The sequence below is a fragment of the Caballeronia sp. SBC1 genome (genome assembly GCF_011493005.1).
In the GTDB taxonomy this organism is placed as follows: Bacteria; Pseudomonadota; Gammaproteobacteria; order Burkholderiales; family Burkholderiaceae; genus Caballeronia.
Genome location: NZ_CP049158.1, coordinates 1323154 through 1341358 on the forward strand (window position 1 = coordinate 1323154; position 18205 = coordinate 1341358).

Here is an 18205-nt window from a genome sequence, read left to right on the forward strand (position 1 = left end):
ATTTACGGAGAAGTATGAAACTCGACACCGCGATCAGGGAGACGATATTACGTGACGCCGAAGTGGTGGCCGGTTCGCAAACGCTTGACCGGGAGATCACGTGGGTTCATATGGTCGACCATCCGGACATTGCGCAATGGGTGAAGCCAGGAGAACTATTGCTGACGACCGGATACAACTGGCCGAGCGAAGAGGTTTCCTCAAGGGAGCTAGTAAGAAACCTCAGCAAGGTGGGGCTTGCGGGCGTGGTTCTCGCCGTGCCCCACTTTCGCGAACACTTCCCGCCTGAGGCGCTTGAGGAAGCCAACCGGGTTGGCCTGCCGCTTCTCGAACTTCCCTGGGACGTTCCATTCAGCGAGGTCACCCACGAAATACTCGCGAAGATTATCAACTTCCAGAGCGATATCATCGAGCGGTCCGAAAAGCTGCACCGGGCCCTCACCAACGCAGCCGTCCACGCTACCAGCCTCTCCGACATCGCAGCCGCGCTGACCAGCCTGCTCGGGCGCTTCGTGACATTCACCGATCCAGCCGGCGGCATCCTGGGTGGATCGGATACGGTTGAAGCACTCACACTGCTCGAACCTCGAATCGTTGGCGCGGTACAGAGTGGCTCGCTCCCGATCGACCTCACGGCAATGCAACGGCCTCTGGTAGTGGCGTTCGCTACAGAGACAGCAGCGCTGCATCGCATCGTATTTCCCGTACGTCTGCACGATACCGTCGTCGCACTCATCTGGCTCGATCTTGCAGGCAAAGAAGCCCAGGAACTTGACGCGCGCGCTATAGAACATGCGAGCGTCGTTGCAGCGCTGCACATGATGCACCAGCGGCAACTCGCCCAACAGGAAGACCGCCTTGGCTATGCGCTCGTTGCCGGCCTTCTGGACGGCGAATTTTCAGCGACAGCCGGTGCCCTCGAACGCGCCCGGGTGTGTGGCTGGAGCGATTCCAAAGCTTATCGCGTGTGCCTGGTTCTGCTCGATGAACCCATTCCATTGACGCCTGAAGGGCTCGAACGACGCGAGCGCTGGGTCGATTCACTCAAGCGCCAGTTGCGTGCAAGAAAGCTTCCCGAGCTCATCGCGATATGGCTGAACCAGATCAAGTTTATCGTTCCGGAAGACGCGTCACCTTCGTCATTGTGGGAAGCGCTTTCGGATAAACGCTCGGCCATGGCGATCAGCCGCATTCACACTGGCGTGAAGGGTATGGCAGTTGGCGCGCAGGACGTGGACGCGCTTGTACCGACATTGCGCCCTGGACGCTTGCATCAGTTCGACGAAATTCTTTTCCCTAGAGCCTTGTTGGGCGATCCCGCCGCCCGTGATCTGCTCGTCGAGCGACTGATCGGTCCGCTCTCGGAGAAACGCCGCGGGGAATCGCTGCTGGAAACATTGTGCACGCTTGCGGATGAGGGTTTCCAGCTCGCCAACACGGCGAAGGCGCTCGGCGTTCATATCAGCACGCTGCGTTATCGCGTTGAGCGCATCGAAAGCATACTGAAGTTGTCGCTTGAAGATCCGAAGATGCGGTTTCAGCTGCAAGTAGCAGTGGCGCTGTATCGTCTTCGAGAAGACTAACTGGTTTTTTTCATACGTTCCGTAGGATGACCCCCGGCATATTTCACGTTTTAATCTGAGTAACCGGACGCCCCCACACGATCGAGAACATCGACACTGCACAGCGCATGGCGATCGCGCACTGACGCACACGTAGCATCAGCTCATCACTCAAGCACTTTCGAAACGAGGTCACATCCATGTCGATCCAGTCACTCACCGAAGCCGACCGCAAGCATCTGATCCACCCGGTCGTCAGTTATCGCGCACATGAGGCGCGCGGCGTCACCATTCTCGAGTCCGGCCGCGGCGCTTACCTGCGCGACGCAAACGGTAATGAACTGCTGGATGCGTTCGCCGGGTTGTGGTGCGTCAATGTCGGTTACGGTCAGGACAGCATAGTCAAAGCCGCATCTGAACAAATGGCCCGCCTGCCCTACGCCACCGGCTATTTTCATTTCGGCTCGGAGCCGGCGATCGAACTTGCGGAACAGCTCATCAGTAAGGCTCCCAAGTCCTTGCAACACGTCTATTTCACACTCGGCGGCTCCGATGCGGTGGACTCGGCAATCCGTTTCATTTCGCACTACTACAATGCAACGAACCGCCCTTCGAAAAAACACATCGTCGCCCTCGAACGGGGGTATCACGGGTCATCGGCTGTGGGTGCGGGACTGACCGCAATTGCAAGCTTCCATCGCAACTTCGATGTACCGCTGCCTACTCAGCACCATATCCCATCGCCCTACCCTTATCGCAGTGCGACGCCTGAGGATCCACGGGCGATCATTGCGGCTTCAGTTGCCGCACTCGAAGCCAAGGTTGCCCAACTCGGCGCCGAGAATGTCGCGGCATTCTTCTGCGAGCCGGTGCAGGGTTCGGGTGGCGTCATCGTGCCACCTGCAGGATGGCTCAAGGCGATGAGCATAGCTTGCCGCAAGCTCGACATCCTGTTCGTGGCTGACGAAGTGATCACCGCGTTCGGCCGCACCGGCCCTCTCTTCGCGTGTGAGACAGAAAGCGTTAGACCGGACTTGATGACCGTCGCCAAAGGCCTGACCGCAGGCTATGCGCCGATGGGTGCCGTGCTGATGTCCGACGCGGTATATCAGGGCATAGCGGACGGCGCGGACAAGTCGGTTGTGATCGGCCACGGCCAGACGTATTCCGCGCACCCGGTCAGCGCCGCGATCGGACTCGAAGTCATGCGTCTCTATCACGAGGGCGGTTTACTGGCGAACGGTATCGCGCAAGCACCGCACTTCGCAAACGGGCTCGACGCGTTGCTGACCCATCCGCTCGTGGGCGACGCGCGCCATATCGGCCTGCTCGGCGCGCTCGAACTGGTGTCGGACAAAGATACCAAGAAAGGATTCGATGCGTCGCTCAAGCTGCCTGAACGCATCTTCGAGACCGCGTACAAAAACAAAATCATATTCCGCGCATTCGGCGACAACATCCTCGGTTTTGCACCCGCACTCTGCTACACGCGAGACGATTTCGCGCTGATGTTCGAGCGTGTCAAGAAGACGCTTGACGATCTGCTCGAACACGCCGATGTACGCGCGGCATTGCGCAGCAAGGCCATCGCTTAAGCGAGGTGACTGATTAAACCCCGCGCGCCGCGATTGATTGCCGACCTGACGGACTTCATTGTTCGTCCGTTAGCAGTCGGTCCAACGGCGCGGTGTGCTTCACGAATGGCGACCTGATGACGATGTAGCTGAAGTACTTCTCAATGCCGATGTTGAGATCCAGCAGCCTTTCCACTACCTCCTGATAGTGGCCAATATTGCCGACGAGAAACTTCAGCAAATAGTCATAACCGCCGCTGACCAGATGACATTCGATGATCTCGTCGATCTCGCGGACATTCGCTTCAAACCGGATGAAATCCTCGCGCCGATGGTCTTTCAGCATCACTTCGGTAAACACCGTCACCGTAGTCGTCAGCTTGGCAAGGTTGAGATGTGCGCCGTATCCGGAGATGATGCCCGATGATTCGAGCCGTCTGACGCGCTGAAGGCATGGACTCGGCGATAGCCCGACCGCGTTGGCCAGATTTGCGTTCGTTATATTGCCGTTCTTTTGCAGCTCCGCCAGGATCTTGATGTCGATCCGATCCAGTTTCTGTCGAGTGGTCATATCGTGCTTTCGCATCCGGTGATTTTTCAGGCGGGTCTATCCGGTCACCCTCTGCTGAGCTCTTCGTGGTGCGCCTTCACTAGTTGCGCCATGCTCGTGAACTTGAACTCAACCGATGGTTCCTTGAGCGTGCGCATGGTGGCGCCAAAACCCCTCTGTTCAAACCGACGGTAGATCCAGCAGGATTTTATGCCAAGCTCAGCCGCTGGTTCATGATCGTGAAATGCGCTGTCCGCAATGTGCAGCGTCTCTTCCTTGCGCACGCCCAGGGAAGGAAGAATATCGAGCATGTAATCGAAGTTTCGGTGAGACGGCTTATAAGAACCGACATCTTCCGCTGTAATGACCGCGTCGAAGTCTACTTGCAGCATCGACCTGCTGCCGGCGAAACTTTCATTGTCGACGTTGGACAGGATGATCAGCTTGAAGTACTTCTTCAGATATTGAAGCGTGCTCGCGGAGTCGGGGAACGCGGGCCACTGAGCTACTGATCGTCCGTATACTTTGGCCTCTTCCATCGTATACGGAACGTTCCATTCTTCGGCGAGGCGCTTGAAGACGACGGCGAGCAGATCGCGATACGGCATCTCCGGTGTGTAGCGCTGCTGAGAGGATTCGTGACGGGCATGCGCCTCAAGCACTTCGTCACGCGTCAACGGCGCGTCAACGCGCTTGACCAGAGGTGCAAGACCCGCCGTTATACCGCGTTCCCAGTCGATCAGCGTGCCGTAACAATCGAAGGTGAGTGCCCTAAAATCAGTGAGTCGCACCTGAACCTCCTAAGAAATAAATCGTACTAGATTGCGCGGGCCGCGACCTGCCGCGCCAGGTCCGTGAGTTCGAACAGACGAGGCGGCGGACGCTATCAGGCGTTACTTTTGCGCCAAGGCTTCCTGATGCGCTTTCACCAGGCCGGCCATATTGTTGAAACGGAAATCGATTGTAGGCTGTTGGCCCGGATTCATCGTCGCGCCGAAGCCTTCCTGTCCATGGCGGCGATAAATCCAGCATGATGCAAGGCCAAATTCGTTTGCGGGCTTGTGATCGTGAAACAGGCTCTCGGCGGTATGCAGGATCTTCTCTTTCTTGATCCCACGCTCACCAAGCTTCTCCAGCATGTATTCGAAATTACGCGGCGACGGTTTGTACGAACCAACGTCTTCGGCTGTGATGATCGCGTCGAACTGAACCTGCAGTTTCGCGTTGCTGTAGGTGAAGCTTTCGTTATCGATGTTCGACAGGATCACGAGCTTGTAGTGCTTCTTGAGGTATTGCAGGGATTCCGCCGAGTCTTCGAAGGCCGGCCAATTCTGCACTGACTTTCCGTACGCCATGCAGTCCTCCAGCGTGAACGGCACCTGCCATTCTTCGGCCAGCCGTTTGTAGATAATCGGCAGCAGTTCCTGATACCGCTTCGCTGGTGTGTATTTCTGCTGCGAGGATTCATGGCGCGCATGAGCCTCAAGGACCTGATCACGCGTCAGCGGCTGCTTGACGCGCTCAAGAAGGGGACGCAGACCTTCAAAGATCCCGGTCTCCCAGTCGATCAAGGTCCCATAGCAGTCAAACGTCAGCGTGTCGAAGTCGGTGAGTTTCATAACAGTTTGCCCTCAGGTGTTCACAGGATGAGTTCACAGTGTATTGACTCGTGGCAGCAGCCGTTACTGATGTCGAGATCGGCATCAGCAGGCTGTTTCGTGCAATAGCGCTTCGCCAGCAGATTCTGCTGCCACATTTGCAGCCTCGCTAACTCCGGCCGATAAACGTGTCCACCGCTCGCGACGGCGGCCGTTCGCTTCGGCGACTAACCGGGCTAGAACCGGCTGAGTCTCGTGGGCGGGGCCAAGGCTAGTGGTGACGCAAATTCTTCGGACGTAAAAAAACCGCCCCTGGGCGGTTTGGGTGAGTCAACTGCGCATCAGGCCGCTCGTGCCAGTTCGGGGAATGGCTCAACCTTTCGGTGCGGTTTCCGTTGTGCCTGCCACAGATCGTAGCGAGCCTGCATGATGGTCCACATTTCGGCCGACGTTCCGAGCGCTGCACCAAGCAATATAGCCATGTCAGCCGAAATGCCAGCGTGACCATTGAGAATGCGCGAAAGCGCGGCTCGCGTAACACCAAGCCGCTCAGCAACTGTCGTAATACTGAGTTCGCCCAGGTAGTCGCGCAACACCAGTCCGGGGTGCGCCGGGTTATGCATTGATGTCATCGTCGGCTCCTTAGTGATAGTCCTGGTAATCAACAAGAACAGCATCTGTTCCTTCGAAAAAGAACGTCAGACGCCAGTTGCCAGTTACCCATATTGACCAGTGGCCTTCGACATCCTGCTTCTTCGGGGTCTGCCCGGTAAGCGGATGGAGTTTCCACGCCGCTGCGTTCATGTCGCCGGGACCCGTCGCGGCATGTAGCGCCGTCAGGCGAATCTGCAATTTCTCCGCATGAGCTGCGGTAATGCCAGCTTTTGATCCGGTTAGAAAAAACCGCTCCAGGCCTTTGTGTCGAAAGCTCTTGATCATCCGTATAGTGTACATGAACGCTATACGGATCGCAATATTGACCGGCGATTGCGCACCGCCGGCTGCCGCCATAGGGAGGTTTTGGTACGACGGAAATACTCTGATCCTCCAGCCTCACCCCCTCGAAGCCCCGCCCTCGATTTCAAGCACCAGAGGAAACCGCACTTCGAATACGCTGCCACGGCCCTTGTACGACTCAAAGCGGATCACGCCCTGCAGTTCGCGCCCGAGTTCCTTCACGATCGCGAGCCCCAACCCCGTGCCGGGAATTTCGTCGGAGGCCGCGCGTTCAAACTCTTCGAATACCCGTTCGCGATCCTCCTCGCTAATGCCCATGCCCGTGTCCGACACACGCAGCGTCCAGTGTTTCGCACCCGACGTGACGATCGCCAGTTCCACCTCGCCCGTCGTGGTGTATTTGATTGCGTTGGACAGCAGGTTCAACGCAATCTGCTTCATCTTCAGCCGGTTGGACGTGATCATGTTCAATGCCGGATCGACGCGCCCCTTGAGCGTCAGCCCCTTCACCTTCGCAGACGCCTGGCAAAGCTGCATGAGTTCGTCAAAGAGTTCGGTCAGGTCAAAATGCTCGACCGTCAGGATGGAGTCATCGGCAAGCACTTTCGAATATTCACCCATCTCATCGACGAGCGTGGCCATGTCGGTGACCTGGCGTTTCGCGAGTGCGATCGCCCGGTCGTTTTTAGTCTGCGAGCGGCCGATCAATTGCAGCGCGGTCGCGAATACGTTCAGGAAGTTACGCAGGTCGTGAGCCACGCGGCGTGCCACCTGCATGCGCGTTTCGTAGAGGTCGCTGATCAGCCGTTGCCGCAGAGTCAGCTCCTGATTCGCGCGCTCCAGCATGCCGGTGTATTCATCGAGTTTCCGGTCGCGTTCGCCCACCGCCTCGCGAACGGAAGTGAGCGTAACGAAACTGAGCGTCTGGTCGGTGATCAGACGTGCGCGTTCCTCACGCCTGCGGTCAAACGAGGAATGCCGCTGCGCGTAATCGCCGATGGCCGCGAGCAGGACCTGGCGGAACAAGTCGAGTTCGCGAACCAGTTCGTCAATACGATAACCCTGCTGCCAGCGCCATTTTCCGTGTTCGCGCGCGTCATGTTCGATCGCATGCTCCTGCGAATCCATATCCTGCGATTCAAGTACCAGGCAGATTTCGTCGAAAATACGCGGGACATGGTCGGCAAGCTGCCGGTAGGTGAGATCGTCGGAATGCTCTACCTCGGCGTCACCAAACACGAGTTGCATCCAGTGCTCGGTGAGCTGCGTCTGCTGCTCACGCAAGGCTGTGGCGAGGCCCTTCAAGGCGCCAGTGGCGATTTGGCTCATCCCCGAAATCCGTAGGCTGTAGCGCGCCGGATCGGCGCCTGGAGTAATGCTGATGGCGGCAGGCAGCGGATAGCGCCCGCCGGAACGCCCGGTCCGGGTATTGGACGCGAGTGACTTAAGTATAAGACGACGTAAATACGACGCAATGGCGTGGTGCACGGATTCTCTTCGCGCCCGCGCCGGCCCGCGTCAATCCCCGCTCGCGGTCGTGTTTGTGGCCGTAAGCAACCTCGACGTACTTGCGTCTATCAAGCGCTGAACAAACTGCCGCGCGGACGGCGACAGCACGCCCACCTTGCGCGTCACAATGCCGAACGTCTGCGACTTCGACTTGAATCCGATCGGCAGCGTGCGCAGCATGCGATGTTTGCAAAACAGCCTCGCCACGCCCGCCGGCAGCACCGAAACGAGGTCGGCGCTACATTGCAGTAACGCGACCGTCACGAACGTCGACGCCGTCGAGATGGCACTCAGCGGCACCTGCGCCCCCGCGAGATCCATCTCACGCTGCAACAGCGCCTGCATTGGCATGGCGCTCGGGTAAGTGACCCAGCGATGCCCGCCCAGATCCGCAAATGTCAGCTCGCCGGCTGCGAGTGGCGGATGATCGTAGCCGACCACGACCGACAAGGGCTCGTCCCCCAGCGGCTGATAGAGATATCTCGAAGGTTCATCGCTGACTATCGAGCGGCCGACTACCAGATCCAGCCGCCCGTCGTCGAGCAACGCCAGCATCCGCGCGCTCGTGTCCTCCACGATTTCTATCGATAAACCCGGATTGCGCACTTGTAACTCGTTCAAGATGGGCACCACCAGATCCGGCACTGACCCCATGATCGCGCCAACCGCGAGCCGGCCGCCCGTGCCCGAGCGGATATCGGCGACTTCCTGGCACAGCGAAGTCAGGTCCGCCGCCAGCAGCCGCGCGTAGCGAATGACGCAGAAACCGAACTGGTTCGGCACCAGCCCTTTCTTCGCGCGCTCGAACAGCGGCGCTTCCAGCATCGACTCCAGCTCGGCCAGCGCCTTGCTCGCGGCCGATTGCGTCATCGACATGGCGCTCGAGGCTTTATGCAGCGACTTGTGGTCATCAAGCGCAATCAGCAGTTGCAACTGCTTCATGCGCAAGCGGCCCATTAATACGTCCAGCGTGGATTTCATGGCGTGTTCGTCAAACCGTGGGACTGATCCAGGAAGGTCAGGTGAGTCGCAAAAGCGATCACTAGATGGAAAGGTTTCACTATACAGCGCCTTGAACCAGCACCTATAGTGGTCTCAAATAGACAATGGAGACTTGCAATGCCCAATCAGACCCACCGCGCGACCTACCGCGGCGTGTTCCCGGTCGCCCCGACCGTCTTCGACGCCTCCGGACGCCTCGACCTGGACGGCCAGCGCCGCGCGATCGACTTCATGATCGACGCCGGATCGCACGGTCTGTGCATCCTCGCCAACTTCTCCGAACAATTCGCGCTCACCGACGACGAACGCGCCGCCGTGCAGAAAGCGGTGCTGGAACACGTCGCCGGCCGCGTGCCGGTGATCGTGACCACCACGCATTTCAGCAGCGATGTCTGCGCGGCCCGCAGCCGCGCCGCGCAGGATGCCGGCGCCGCGATGGTCATGGTCATGCCGCCGTATCACGGCGCGACCATCCGCGTGGGTGAACGCGGGATCTATGAGTTTTTCAATCGCGTGTCCGACGCCATCGACATCCCGATCATGATCCAGGACGCGCCGGTCGCCGGCACGCCGCTCTCCGCGTCGTTTCTGGCGAGGCTCGCGAAGGAAATCGCGAACGTGTCGTACTTCAAGATCGAAACAGCGCAAGCGGCGTCGAAGCTGCGCGAACTGATCGAACTGGGCGGCGATGCGATCGTCGGCCCGTGGGACGGCGAGGAAGCCATCACGCTGATTCCGGATTTCGATGCCGGCGCGACCGGTGCGATGACGGGCGGCGGTTATCCGGACGGGATCCGCAAGATCGTCGACGCGTACACCTCCGGCGACACGGAAGGCGCCGCTGAGCTGTATGAGCAATGGCTACCGCTCATCAACTACGAGAACCGCCAATGCGGACTCGCCGCCTGCAAGGCGCTGATGATGGAAGGCGGCGTGATCCGCTCCGACACCACGCGACACCCGTTCGCGCCGATGCATCCGTCGACCCGCGCCGGCCTGATGAAAGTCGCGCGCCGCCTTGATCCGCTCGTGCTGAGGTGGGGCAAGTGACGCGGGGTAAGTGACGTAGTCCGGACACTTTAATTACACCAACAGGATTCGAACCATCATGGAAATTTCCGGCGATCTGCTGATCGGCAAACAAACCCTTCGCGGTACGAACGGCTCAATCAAGGGCACCAACGCCGCCACGGGCGAGCCGCTTGAGCCCGCCTTCGGCGGTGCTTCGCTCGACCAGCTGGAGCAAGCCTGCGCGCTCGCGTGGCAAGCATCCGACATCTATCGCGAACTGCCGCTTGAAACCCGCGCCAAGTTCCTGGAAACGATCGCGCAGAACATTCTCGATCTCGGCGATGTCCTGATCGACCGCTGCGTGACCGAAAGCGGCCTGCCGCGCGGCCGCATTGAAGGCGAACGCGGCCGCACCGTCGGCCAGTTGCGCATGTTCGCGGCGGTCGTGCGTGAAGGCGACTTCCTCGGCGTGCGTATCGACCCGGCGCAGCCGCAGCGCCAGCCGCTGCCGCGCGTCGACCTGCGGCTGCGTTATGTGCCAGTCGGCCCTGTTACCGTGTTCGGCGCAAGCAACTTCCCGCTGGCGTTCTCGGTAGCGGGCGGCGATACCGCCTCCGCCCTGGCGGCGGGTTGCCCGGTCATCGCGAAGGCTCACTCGGCGCATCCGGGAACGTCGGCGCTGGTCGGACGCGCCGTGCAGAAAGCGGTCGCGGATTGCGGTCTGCCGGAAGGCACGTTCTCCCTGCTCTTCGATAGTGGCCGTGACATCGGCCAGGGTCTCGTCTCGGACCGGCGTATCAAAGCAGTCGGATTCACCGGTTCACGCGGCGGCGGCACGGCGCTGATGAAGCTCGCGGCAGCACGTCGCGAACCGATTCCCGTCTACGCCGAAATGAGCAGCATCAACCCGGTCTTGTTGTTCCCGCATGCGCTGAAAAATCGCGGCGCGGCGATTGGCAAGGCCTTCGCCGGCTCGCTTGCGCTCGGCGCCGGCCAGTTCTGCACGAACCCCGGCCTGGTGCTTGCCATTGACGGTCCTGAGCTCGATGCGTTCATCGAAGCAACGGCTGCCGCCCTGAGCGAAACACCCGCCGCCACGATGCTGACCCCGGGTATTCACAAGGCTTACGAATCAGCCGTGAATAAGACAGCAGAGCACGGCGAGGTCGAGACGCTCGCGCGAGGCTGCGCAGCAAAGGGGGCGACGCAAGGGCAAGCAGCGCTGTTTTCGACCACCGCCGAAGCGTTCCGCGCCAATCCGGAATTGCACGAGGAAATTTTCGGCGCGGCTTCACTGATCGTGCGATGCCCGGATCTGGCCACGGTGCTCGATATCGTGGAACAACTGGAAGGCCAGTTGACGGCGGCCTTGCATATCGATGAAGCCGATCATGACGATGCCCGCCGTTTCCTGCCGGCGCTGGAACGCCGGACCGGGCGGATTCTGGTCAATGGTTTCGGTACGGGCGTGGAAGTTGGTCATGCCATGGTCCACGGCGGCCCCTTCCCCTCCACCGCCGACGGCCGATCAACTTCCGTGGGCAGTCTCGCCATCGACCGCTTCCTGCGTCCTGTGAGCTACCAGGACATGCCCGAAGGCCTGTTGCCGGACACGCTAAAAACCGCCAATCCGCTCGGACTGAACCGGCGGCTAGACGGCAAACTGCAGTTATCGAAGTAAGGTGTAGAGGGACTGGCAGTCAGACTTCGAGGCAGCAATCCAGGCTGACCTCGAAGTATTCATAGCTGCGCTGGATGCCGCGTTTGACATCGCGGATATCGGCCACGCGCGGTGCGTGGCCGAGCAACGTGGCTACTATGTCGAGGGCTTCCCACGGATGCGCGTCGTCGTAATGCGCGTGCATCCTGAGCCAGCGCATGGTCGACTTGCGGATCGGTTCAGGATAGCTGTGAGCGAGCGTGTCGCGGCTGCAGAGCAGTGTGGACCATTCTCCGGTCACGCCTTCAACGGCGAAATTAGTCGCGGCTATCGACGCGTGCAGCGGGTCCGTGTTGCTGCTTTTCCAGCACCAGTGACTTAGTGCAAACGCGAGCGCGGGCGCTTCGCCGGCTTGCAGGTCCTCGCGCGAAACATCATGGGCCGCGGCCCAGTCGACCCAATAATCGGCGTGATTCTGCTCGACGCGGATATTGCGCGTGAGATACCGCCGCGCCATGCGCGAGCCCGGTGTTTCTTCGGGTCCGATCTTCTGCAGGTTCATGCCCATGTACTGCGGAAACTGGTTGATCACCGGCCAGCCGTTGATCAGGAACGCACGCATTTCACGCGGGCCGAGTTCGCCGTCGCGCAACAACCGAAAAAGCGGATGTGCTGTCACACGGCTTTTTGCCGCGCTCGTTTCCAACAAAACTTCCTGCAACCAAAGTGGGTAGCTTGCTATGTTCTTGAGGTCTCCCTCTCTTGTAAACCCACCCCCCATCACGCCTCCTTAGCTAGTGTCAGAACGGCTGGCTCTGTCCAAAGCGTAGGCCGTCCTATGTAAAACCCTTGCGCATAATCCACCCCGAGGCCATGCAGCGCCCGCAGGATCCCTTCGCTTTCCACATATTCCGCTATGGTCCGGCATTTCATTGAGTGACCCATCTCGTTGATGGCCGCGACCATCTCGCGGCTCACCGGATCGAGCACCATGTCGGTCACGAAGCTGCCGTCGATCTTCAAATACTCCACCGGCAGATGCTTCAGGTAACCGAACGACGACATGCCCGCGCCGAAGTCATCGAGCGCGAAATGGCAGCCGAGCGCATTCAACTCATGCATGAACCGTGCGGCCGACGCCAGGTTGGCAATCGCGGTGGTTTCCGTAATTTCGAAGCAGATCATGCCAGGGGAGACGCCCGTGCGCTGAAATTGGTCGCGCACGAAACCGAGGAAACGTTCGTCGCCCACCGAGGCGCCTGACAGGTTGATCGCATATTCCTTGAAGCGCTTATGACGGGTACGTGAAAGCATATCGAAGGCATTGCGAATGACCCACCGGTCGATAGCCGTCATCAGCCCATACCGCTCGGCGGCCGGAATGAACAGGGTCGGCGCGATCACGCCGTTGGTCACGGCCGGGTCAAGCATGCGCAGCAGCAATTCGGCGCGCTGACCTTCCGTTGAAGCAGGCAAGCCGTCGGTCACGGCCACGATGGGTTGCACGTAGAGGCAGAAGTGATCGTGTTCGAGCGCCTGCTTGAGACGTCGTCCCCACGATACTTCGCTCGCGTGACGCGCGAGTTCGCGGTCGCCCAGATCCGCCAGTTGCACCCGGTCGCGGCCGCGTTCCTTCGCCATGTAGCACGCGATATCGGCGAGCCGCATGGCCTCTTCCACGCTCATTTCCGTGTTGCGCAAGTCGACCACGCCGACGCTCACGCTGGTCGTGAACGGCTGCGCTTCCCAGTTGAAGACGAAGTCGTTCAGGCATGCGCGCAGGCGTTCCGCGACCGCCTGAATGCCCGGGGTGTCGTAACCCTGCAGCAGCACGCCGAACTCGTCGCCGCCCAGCCGCGCAAGCGTGTCGTCCGGTTGCAGGCTGGCTTCGAAGCGCAGCGCGACTTCCCGCAGCATGGCGTCGCCGGCCGCGTGGCCGCAGGTGTCGTTGACCACCTTGAAGCGGTCGAGATCGAGGAACAGGAGGGCGGACGCCGCCGGCAGCCACGACGCCACCTCGCTCCAGCGCGTACCCAGCGCGTGTTGCAGGCGCCGCTCGAATTCGGCGCGGTTCACGAGCGCGGTGAGCCCGTCGTGCGTGGCTTGCCAGGCAAGACTTTCGATATATTCGTACTCGCGGGTCATGTTGCGCAGGATCAGCACGAAGCCGGATTCCGCATCGGCCGCATTGAGACTCGCGCCGGAAGCACTGATCCGCGACGTCACCGCCTGCACGCGAATCTCGGCACCGTCACGCCGCTGCAGCAGCATCTCGGCCGCTTCGCCGTCAGGGCGCGTGCCCGCCCGGGCGTCCTCGATCGGGTTGAGCGGCTGGCGGCTATCGGCGTGCAGCAGCCTGAAGGTCTGCACCAGCGGCCGTCCAAGACAATCGCCCGCAAGACGCCCGGCGATCCGCTCGGCCGCCGGGTTGATGAATTCAATGTGCCCCGACGGCCCCGTCGCGATCACGGCCTCGCCGATCGAACCGAGCGTCGCCTTGGCGCGCGCCTCGCTCTGCTTGAGCGCGGCTTCAATGCGCCCGCGCTGCCTGATCAGCCGCCGCACGTGCACCGTTGAGAGGCACACGAGCAGCAGCGCCGCGACGAGGTCAACGGTCAGCAGCAGCGACGCCGTCTTGCGGAATGCGGTACCCAATACCTGTGAGAAACCCCATGACAGCGGCGCAATGGTCGCGTTGATGGTCCATATCTGCGATTTGTAGACACTCACGAGGGTCATGGGCATCTCACCGGCCGCGACCCGCGCGTGCAGCTCATTGCCAACTCGCTCCAGCTTCGCCAGTTCGGCGTCGCCGCGCGACCAGTAACCGACTGCCTCGCTGAAATAACTGACGTGGCGAAACATCTTGAAGGTCCAGATGACGTCGCTGACGTCATCTGGATGCACGCCGCTCGCAATCAGCGCCAGGCGCGCGCTGGCGGGATCGGGCGTGCTCTGGTCGAGCGCCAGACGGGCCGTGCGCAGGTTGCGCGGACCTTCCATGGCGGTCAGATATTGCTTGTAGGTACTTTCGGAGCCGGTTTCGGCGTACAGGTTCAGATAGAAAGCCGCGTCTTTCTGGCCTTTCGACCAGATGCTTTCTCCGCCAATGTATGCCCGTACCGAGGACATGATGTCGATACTGAAAATGGCGAGCGAAACGAGGACAAGAATGACGACCAGAAACGGCCAGGTGATCCGTATGAGCTGCGCATTCTCGCCCTTAGACGGCATGTCCATCGGTATGTCCCTTCTCCAAACCCGATGCTGGAGTGAGTTGCCGGGGTCAGACGGCGAGCATCGGATGGTGAGTCATTTGTATTTTTTACGGCTTTGGGGTGTTGCGCCCAGCCTCTCGCAGAGCGCTTACATCCTACCAAATTGCGAGTCTGTCTCAAATTTATTACTCGGTGTGGCAATCAGCGTAAACACCTCAAAATAATTGGGACCTGGCTGTTGTTTTTGAACCCGCCGGTGCCTGATTCGGGCCGCCGGGAAGCGCCATATTCGGACAGAACATAGGCTCCTGCCGACGAAACCGATGGCCGCTTTTGCCCGTTCGCCAGCGCCTTGACCGGCGGGGCCAAAGCAGGCACTAAGCAGCATGGTGCGGGCGGTGCGCCGGGTTTCCGGTGCGTGTTGACGCCGCCGCGGAGATGTCACATATTGGTTCCGGCTCCCTCGGCGCATGTCCAGCTTAGGGAGTGCGAAGCATTTTCGTCATACGAGTGACCGTTTTGTCCGATTAAACCGGACACGCAAGCGGAAAGGACAACCCTTGTGTCCCGGGAGGTTTTTGGCATGGCCCGTCTCTTCTTTCCTTCATCCTCCGATTCCGTGACCTGCAAACGTTGCGGCAATGATATTCCGCGCGATGCCGATACCTGTCCGCATTGCGGCGCGGATCACGGCCCGGCCTTCGGCGTCGCGAAGACGGCTGCGCTCTCGGGCCTGCGCCTGCCCTTCGGCGCGCGCCGTGAAGCGCTGAACGTCCCGTCGCCGTACCCGAGCGTGCCGGAAGAGTCTGAACTGGCCGGTACCGGAGAGCAGCGCTGGGACATGTCGAAAACGCTCACGCTGGGCGCCGTGGCGCTGGCGCTGGTGGCCGGCGGCGTGATCTATTCGCAGTACGGCAGCAGCAGCGGTGACGACGCGACCCGTTCCGAGCCACCGGCCGGGCATAGCGCGTATGGCGCCATCGATATGAAAACCGCGCACGACACGCCTGCGCCCTCGGCGCCTGCGGTGCCCCCGGCCAGGTCTGCAGCGGCCGTTACCGCCAGGCAGGCGCAAACGGCGGCACCGCCCTCCGTTGCCGCCCGCGGAACCTTGCCCACTGACACCGCCGCCGCCCGCGGGGCAGCGGCGCTAGCCGGCACCACTGACAACCTGCAGGCCGCGCGTGACGCCATCGCACGCGGCGACCTGACCACGGCACGCCGGCGCTTCTCGAAAATCCCGGCGTCGCAACTGAGCACGGCCAATGTGCAGCGGACCCAGGCGGACCTGGTCGGCCTGGAACATGCACGCGACCAGATGCTGCAAACCGCACGCGACTGCGAAGCAACGGGCTCGTGGTTATGCGTGCGGCAGAGTGCCCGCGACGTGCTGACGATCGATGCCAGCAATGTTGAAGCGCAATCGCTCGTCGAACACGCGATCGCCCGGTCAGGCTGGCTCAATAAACCCGCGCCCGCGACAACAGCAGCTCATGGCGCGCCCCGCAACAACGGGCAGACGGTTGCCGCAACGCCAACAGCGCCCGTGATCGTGCCGGGAGCGCACGTCGCGACGGCGCACAGACCCACTGTCACAATCTCGGCCGCGCAGCATGCGCGCGCCGTCGCCGCGATGGGAGTGCCCACGCCGATCGCCGCGCCGGTACCGCACGCACCGGCCGCACCGCCCGCACCCGTGGTCGTAACGACCATGCGCTCGCCTGTCACCACGCCGACCGTTCCAGAGCCGACACGCCTGGGCACTGGCTCTCAGCCTCCGCTCACGTCATCGTCATATTCCCCGCCGCCTGCGCCGCAACAGGCTGCCCCGCCGCGTCCGCCGGCACCTGCGTTCGTCCCCATGCCGGACGGACCGGACGTCGCGACGGCACCCCTACGCAGCGCGCCGGCGACCGCCGCGGCACGCGCGCCGGCGCAGCCCCAACCCGAACCCGAGCCTGCGGCCGCTATCCAGGTTCCTGGCGAACCCTCCTCGCTGCCCGTGATGCGCCCGCTCGCACCGATCAGTGAGGCCGTCCCGGTGCGGGCGGGCATTGTGTCGCCGCCCGTCGCGGCAAACGGTGCACCGGCAGGTGTGCAAAGCGTTACTCGTTCGCCGTCGCCCGCGGTGCACCGCACGCTCGCGTCAGGAGACAACGCGGCTAGCGCAGCACAACCGCATGCACCGGGCTTCAATGCCAGCAATCCCGACGAAGAAGAGCGCGCGATCCTGGAGTCGGGCTGGAGCAAGAGCCAGTCGTCTGCGCAACGCCCGCCGCCGCAGTAGAAGCAAGGCAGGAGACGGAAAGCAGGAGACAAGGAGCAGGAGACAAACAGAAGGAGACTTCGAGGAGGTGGAAGGCCGCGCCGGGAGACGCAGGCCACGGTGGTCTATCCGTGTAATGAAAGTTGGCCAACACATTAAAACGACTCACACGACATCATGCACAAGACTCTCTTCATGCTGTTCGCCCTCTTCGGGCTCGCTGGCCTCGTTGCGGAGGCTCATGCACAAGTCGACTACAAGATCGTCACGGGACCGGAACGCGGCACTTACATCCAGATAGGCCAGGACCTGGCGAAGTGGGTGGCTGATCCGATCGGCATGAATCTTGACGTGCTCGCCTCGAAAGGCTCCGCCGAAAACGTTCAGCGCATGCGTTACGAGCCGGGCGTGAAATTCGCGCTCGTGCAGTCGGACGTGTACCAGGCTTATGTCGATATGGCGAAAGCCGGCAACGCGGAGGCGGGCAAGATCATCCAGCCGTTGCGGCTCATCATGCCCTTGTATAATGAAGAGATTTACTTCGTTGTACGATCAGATTCGCCGCTTAACTACATCCACGAGATCAAGGACAAGAACATCAGTGTCGGGCTGATCGGCAGCGGCACGGCGCAATCCGCGACCACGCTTTACAAGCTGATGTTCAACGAACCGATCCCCGACCAGAACATGCAGCACTACAGCAACGAGGACGCGCTCGCGAAACTGATCGTGCGCAAACTGGATGTAGCAATAATTGTGGTGGGGCAGCCGGCCAAGCTGTTTCAGGACCTGAACACGGACCTGCTGGGCCAGCTTAAGCTCCTCAAGCTCGATCCTTCAGCGCCCGAAACAGCGCGTGCCGAGCAGACCTATTTCCCGGCCACCATCCGTACATCCAGTTATCCGAACTGGATCAAGGAAGACTCGCCGACGCTGACCGTGAAGGCGTTTCTCGTCACCTACGATTACAACCTGCGCGGCACCGTCGGCGCGATGACGCAATTCGCTGACTCGCTCTGTACGCACTTCGATGAACTGCAGGCCAACGGTCATCCGAAATGGAAGCAGGTGAAGATGGAATTGCCGCCGCTCACTCGCGGCTGGAAATACTATCCGCCAATAGAAAAACGCTTGCGGGCGTGTATCCGCAAGATGGCGTCAAACGGTAGCGGCGACACGGCAACGCCCGTGACGCAGCGCGCGCCGAAGCGCTCATGCACCGACGCAGAGAAGGTGTTGATGTTGTGCGATAACGAATGACGCGGACGCCGCCACAGGATTGGCGGCAGCAGGCGGTC

The 18205-nt window shown here is 60.9% G+C and carries 15 protein-coding genes; 6 read left to right on the forward strand and 9 right to left on the reverse strand.

Annotation, left to right across the window (positions count from 1 at the left end; genetic code table 11):
* The first annotated feature begins 14 nt into the window (after positions 1-14).
* Positions 15-1583: a PucR family transcriptional regulator gene (locus tag SBC1_RS32740; protein WP_165104467.1), complete on the forward strand. Its 1569-nt coding sequence runs from the start codon at positions 15-17 to the stop codon at positions 1581-1583.
* A gap of 179 nt (positions 1584-1762) precedes the next feature.
* Positions 1763-3157 (forward strand): aspartate aminotransferase family protein, encoded by a 1395-nt coding sequence (locus tag SBC1_RS32745; protein WP_165104468.1) that lies wholly within the window; start codon positions 1763-1765, stop codon positions 3155-3157.
* Between the two features lie 55 nt (positions 3158-3212).
* On the opposite strand, the gene SBC1_RS32750 is transcribed toward SBC1_RS32745, so the two are convergent.
* From SBC1_RS32750 to SBC1_RS32780, 7 genes are all read right to left on the reverse strand, one after another.
* On the reverse strand, positions 3213-3707 hold the full coding sequence (locus SBC1_RS32750; RefSeq protein ID WP_165104469.1) for an Lrp/AsnC family transcriptional regulator: 495 nt from the start codon (positions 3705-3707) through the stop codon (positions 3213-3215).
* Between the two features lie 44 nt (positions 3708-3751).
* Entirely contained in the window at positions 3752-4477 is a 726-nt protein-coding gene (locus SBC1_RS32755; RefSeq protein ID WP_165104470.1) for a haloacid dehalogenase type II, read from the reverse strand.
* Between the two features lie 102 nt (positions 4478-4579).
* On the reverse strand, positions 4580-5305 hold the full coding sequence (locus SBC1_RS32760) for a haloacid dehalogenase type II (protein ID WP_165104471.1): 726 nt from the start codon (positions 5303-5305) through the stop codon (positions 4580-4582).
* Positions 5306-5625: 320 nt separating this feature from the next.
* Positions 5626-5916 (reverse strand): HigA family addiction module antitoxin, encoded by a 291-nt coding sequence (locus SBC1_RS32765; RefSeq protein WP_062085654.1) that lies wholly within the window; start codon positions 5914-5916, stop codon positions 5626-5628.
* A 10-nt stretch (positions 5917-5926) separates the two neighbouring features.
* Positions 5927-6223, reverse strand: coding sequence for a type II toxin-antitoxin system RelE/ParE family toxin (locus tag SBC1_RS32770; RefSeq protein WP_165104932.1), 297 nt, complete (start codon positions 6221-6223; stop codon positions 5927-5929).
* A 114-nt stretch (positions 6224-6337) separates the two neighbouring features.
* Positions 6338-7570, reverse strand: a complete 1233-nt coding sequence (locus SBC1_RS32775; RefSeq protein ID WP_165104472.1) for a sensor histidine kinase — start codon at positions 7568-7570, stop codon at positions 6338-6340.
* 189 nt (positions 7571-7759) lie between these two features.
* Positions 7760-8731 (reverse strand): LysR family transcriptional regulator, encoded by a 972-nt coding sequence (locus SBC1_RS32780; protein ID WP_165104473.1) that lies wholly within the window; start codon positions 8729-8731, stop codon positions 7760-7762.
* 138 nt (positions 8732-8869) lie between these two features.
* Here SBC1_RS32780 and SBC1_RS32785 point away from each other — a divergent pair, with 138 nt between their 5' ends.
* Positions 8870-9802 carry a dihydrodipicolinate synthase family protein gene (locus tag SBC1_RS32785; protein ID WP_165104474.1) on the forward strand — a complete coding sequence of 311 codons (933 nt, stop codon included), beginning with the start codon at positions 8870-8872 and terminating at the stop codon, positions 9800-9802.
* A 58-nt stretch (positions 9803-9860) separates the two neighbouring features.
* The gene (locus SBC1_RS32790; protein WP_165104475.1) at positions 9861-11444 is read left to right on the forward strand and encodes an aldehyde dehydrogenase (NADP(+)); all 1584 of its coding nucleotides are present in this window, start codon (positions 9861-9863) and stop codon (positions 11442-11444) included.
* A gap of 19 nt (positions 11445-11463) precedes the next feature.
* Here the strand turns inward: SBC1_RS32790 and SBC1_RS32795 are convergent, their stop codons facing one another.
* Both SBC1_RS32795 and SBC1_RS32800 read right to left on the reverse strand, forming a co-directional pair.
* Positions 11464-12204 (reverse strand): TenA family transcriptional regulator, encoded by a 741-nt coding sequence (locus SBC1_RS32795; RefSeq protein WP_165104476.1) that lies wholly within the window; start codon positions 12202-12204, stop codon positions 11464-11466.
* A complete protein-coding gene (locus SBC1_RS32800; protein ID WP_165104477.1) occupies positions 12204-14663 on the reverse strand; it encodes a bifunctional diguanylate cyclase/phosphodiesterase in 2460 nt (819 codons plus the stop codon). The genes SBC1_RS32795 and SBC1_RS32800 overlap by 1 nt, the downstream gene beginning before the upstream one ends.
* Positions 14664-15224: 561 nt before the next feature.
* On the opposite strand from SBC1_RS32800, the gene SBC1_RS32805 reads away from it, so the two are divergent.
* The gene (locus SBC1_RS32805) at positions 15225-16928 is read left to right on the forward strand and encodes a zinc ribbon domain-containing protein (protein ID WP_165104478.1); all 1704 of its coding nucleotides are present in this window, start codon (positions 15225-15227) and stop codon (positions 16926-16928) included.
* 156 nt (positions 16929-17084) lie between these two features.
* Positions 17085-18167: a TAXI family TRAP transporter solute-binding subunit gene (locus SBC1_RS32810; RefSeq protein WP_165104479.1), complete on the forward strand. Its 1083-nt coding sequence runs from the start codon at positions 17085-17087 to the stop codon at positions 18165-18167.
* The last annotated feature ends 38 nt before the right edge of the window (positions 18168-18205 follow it).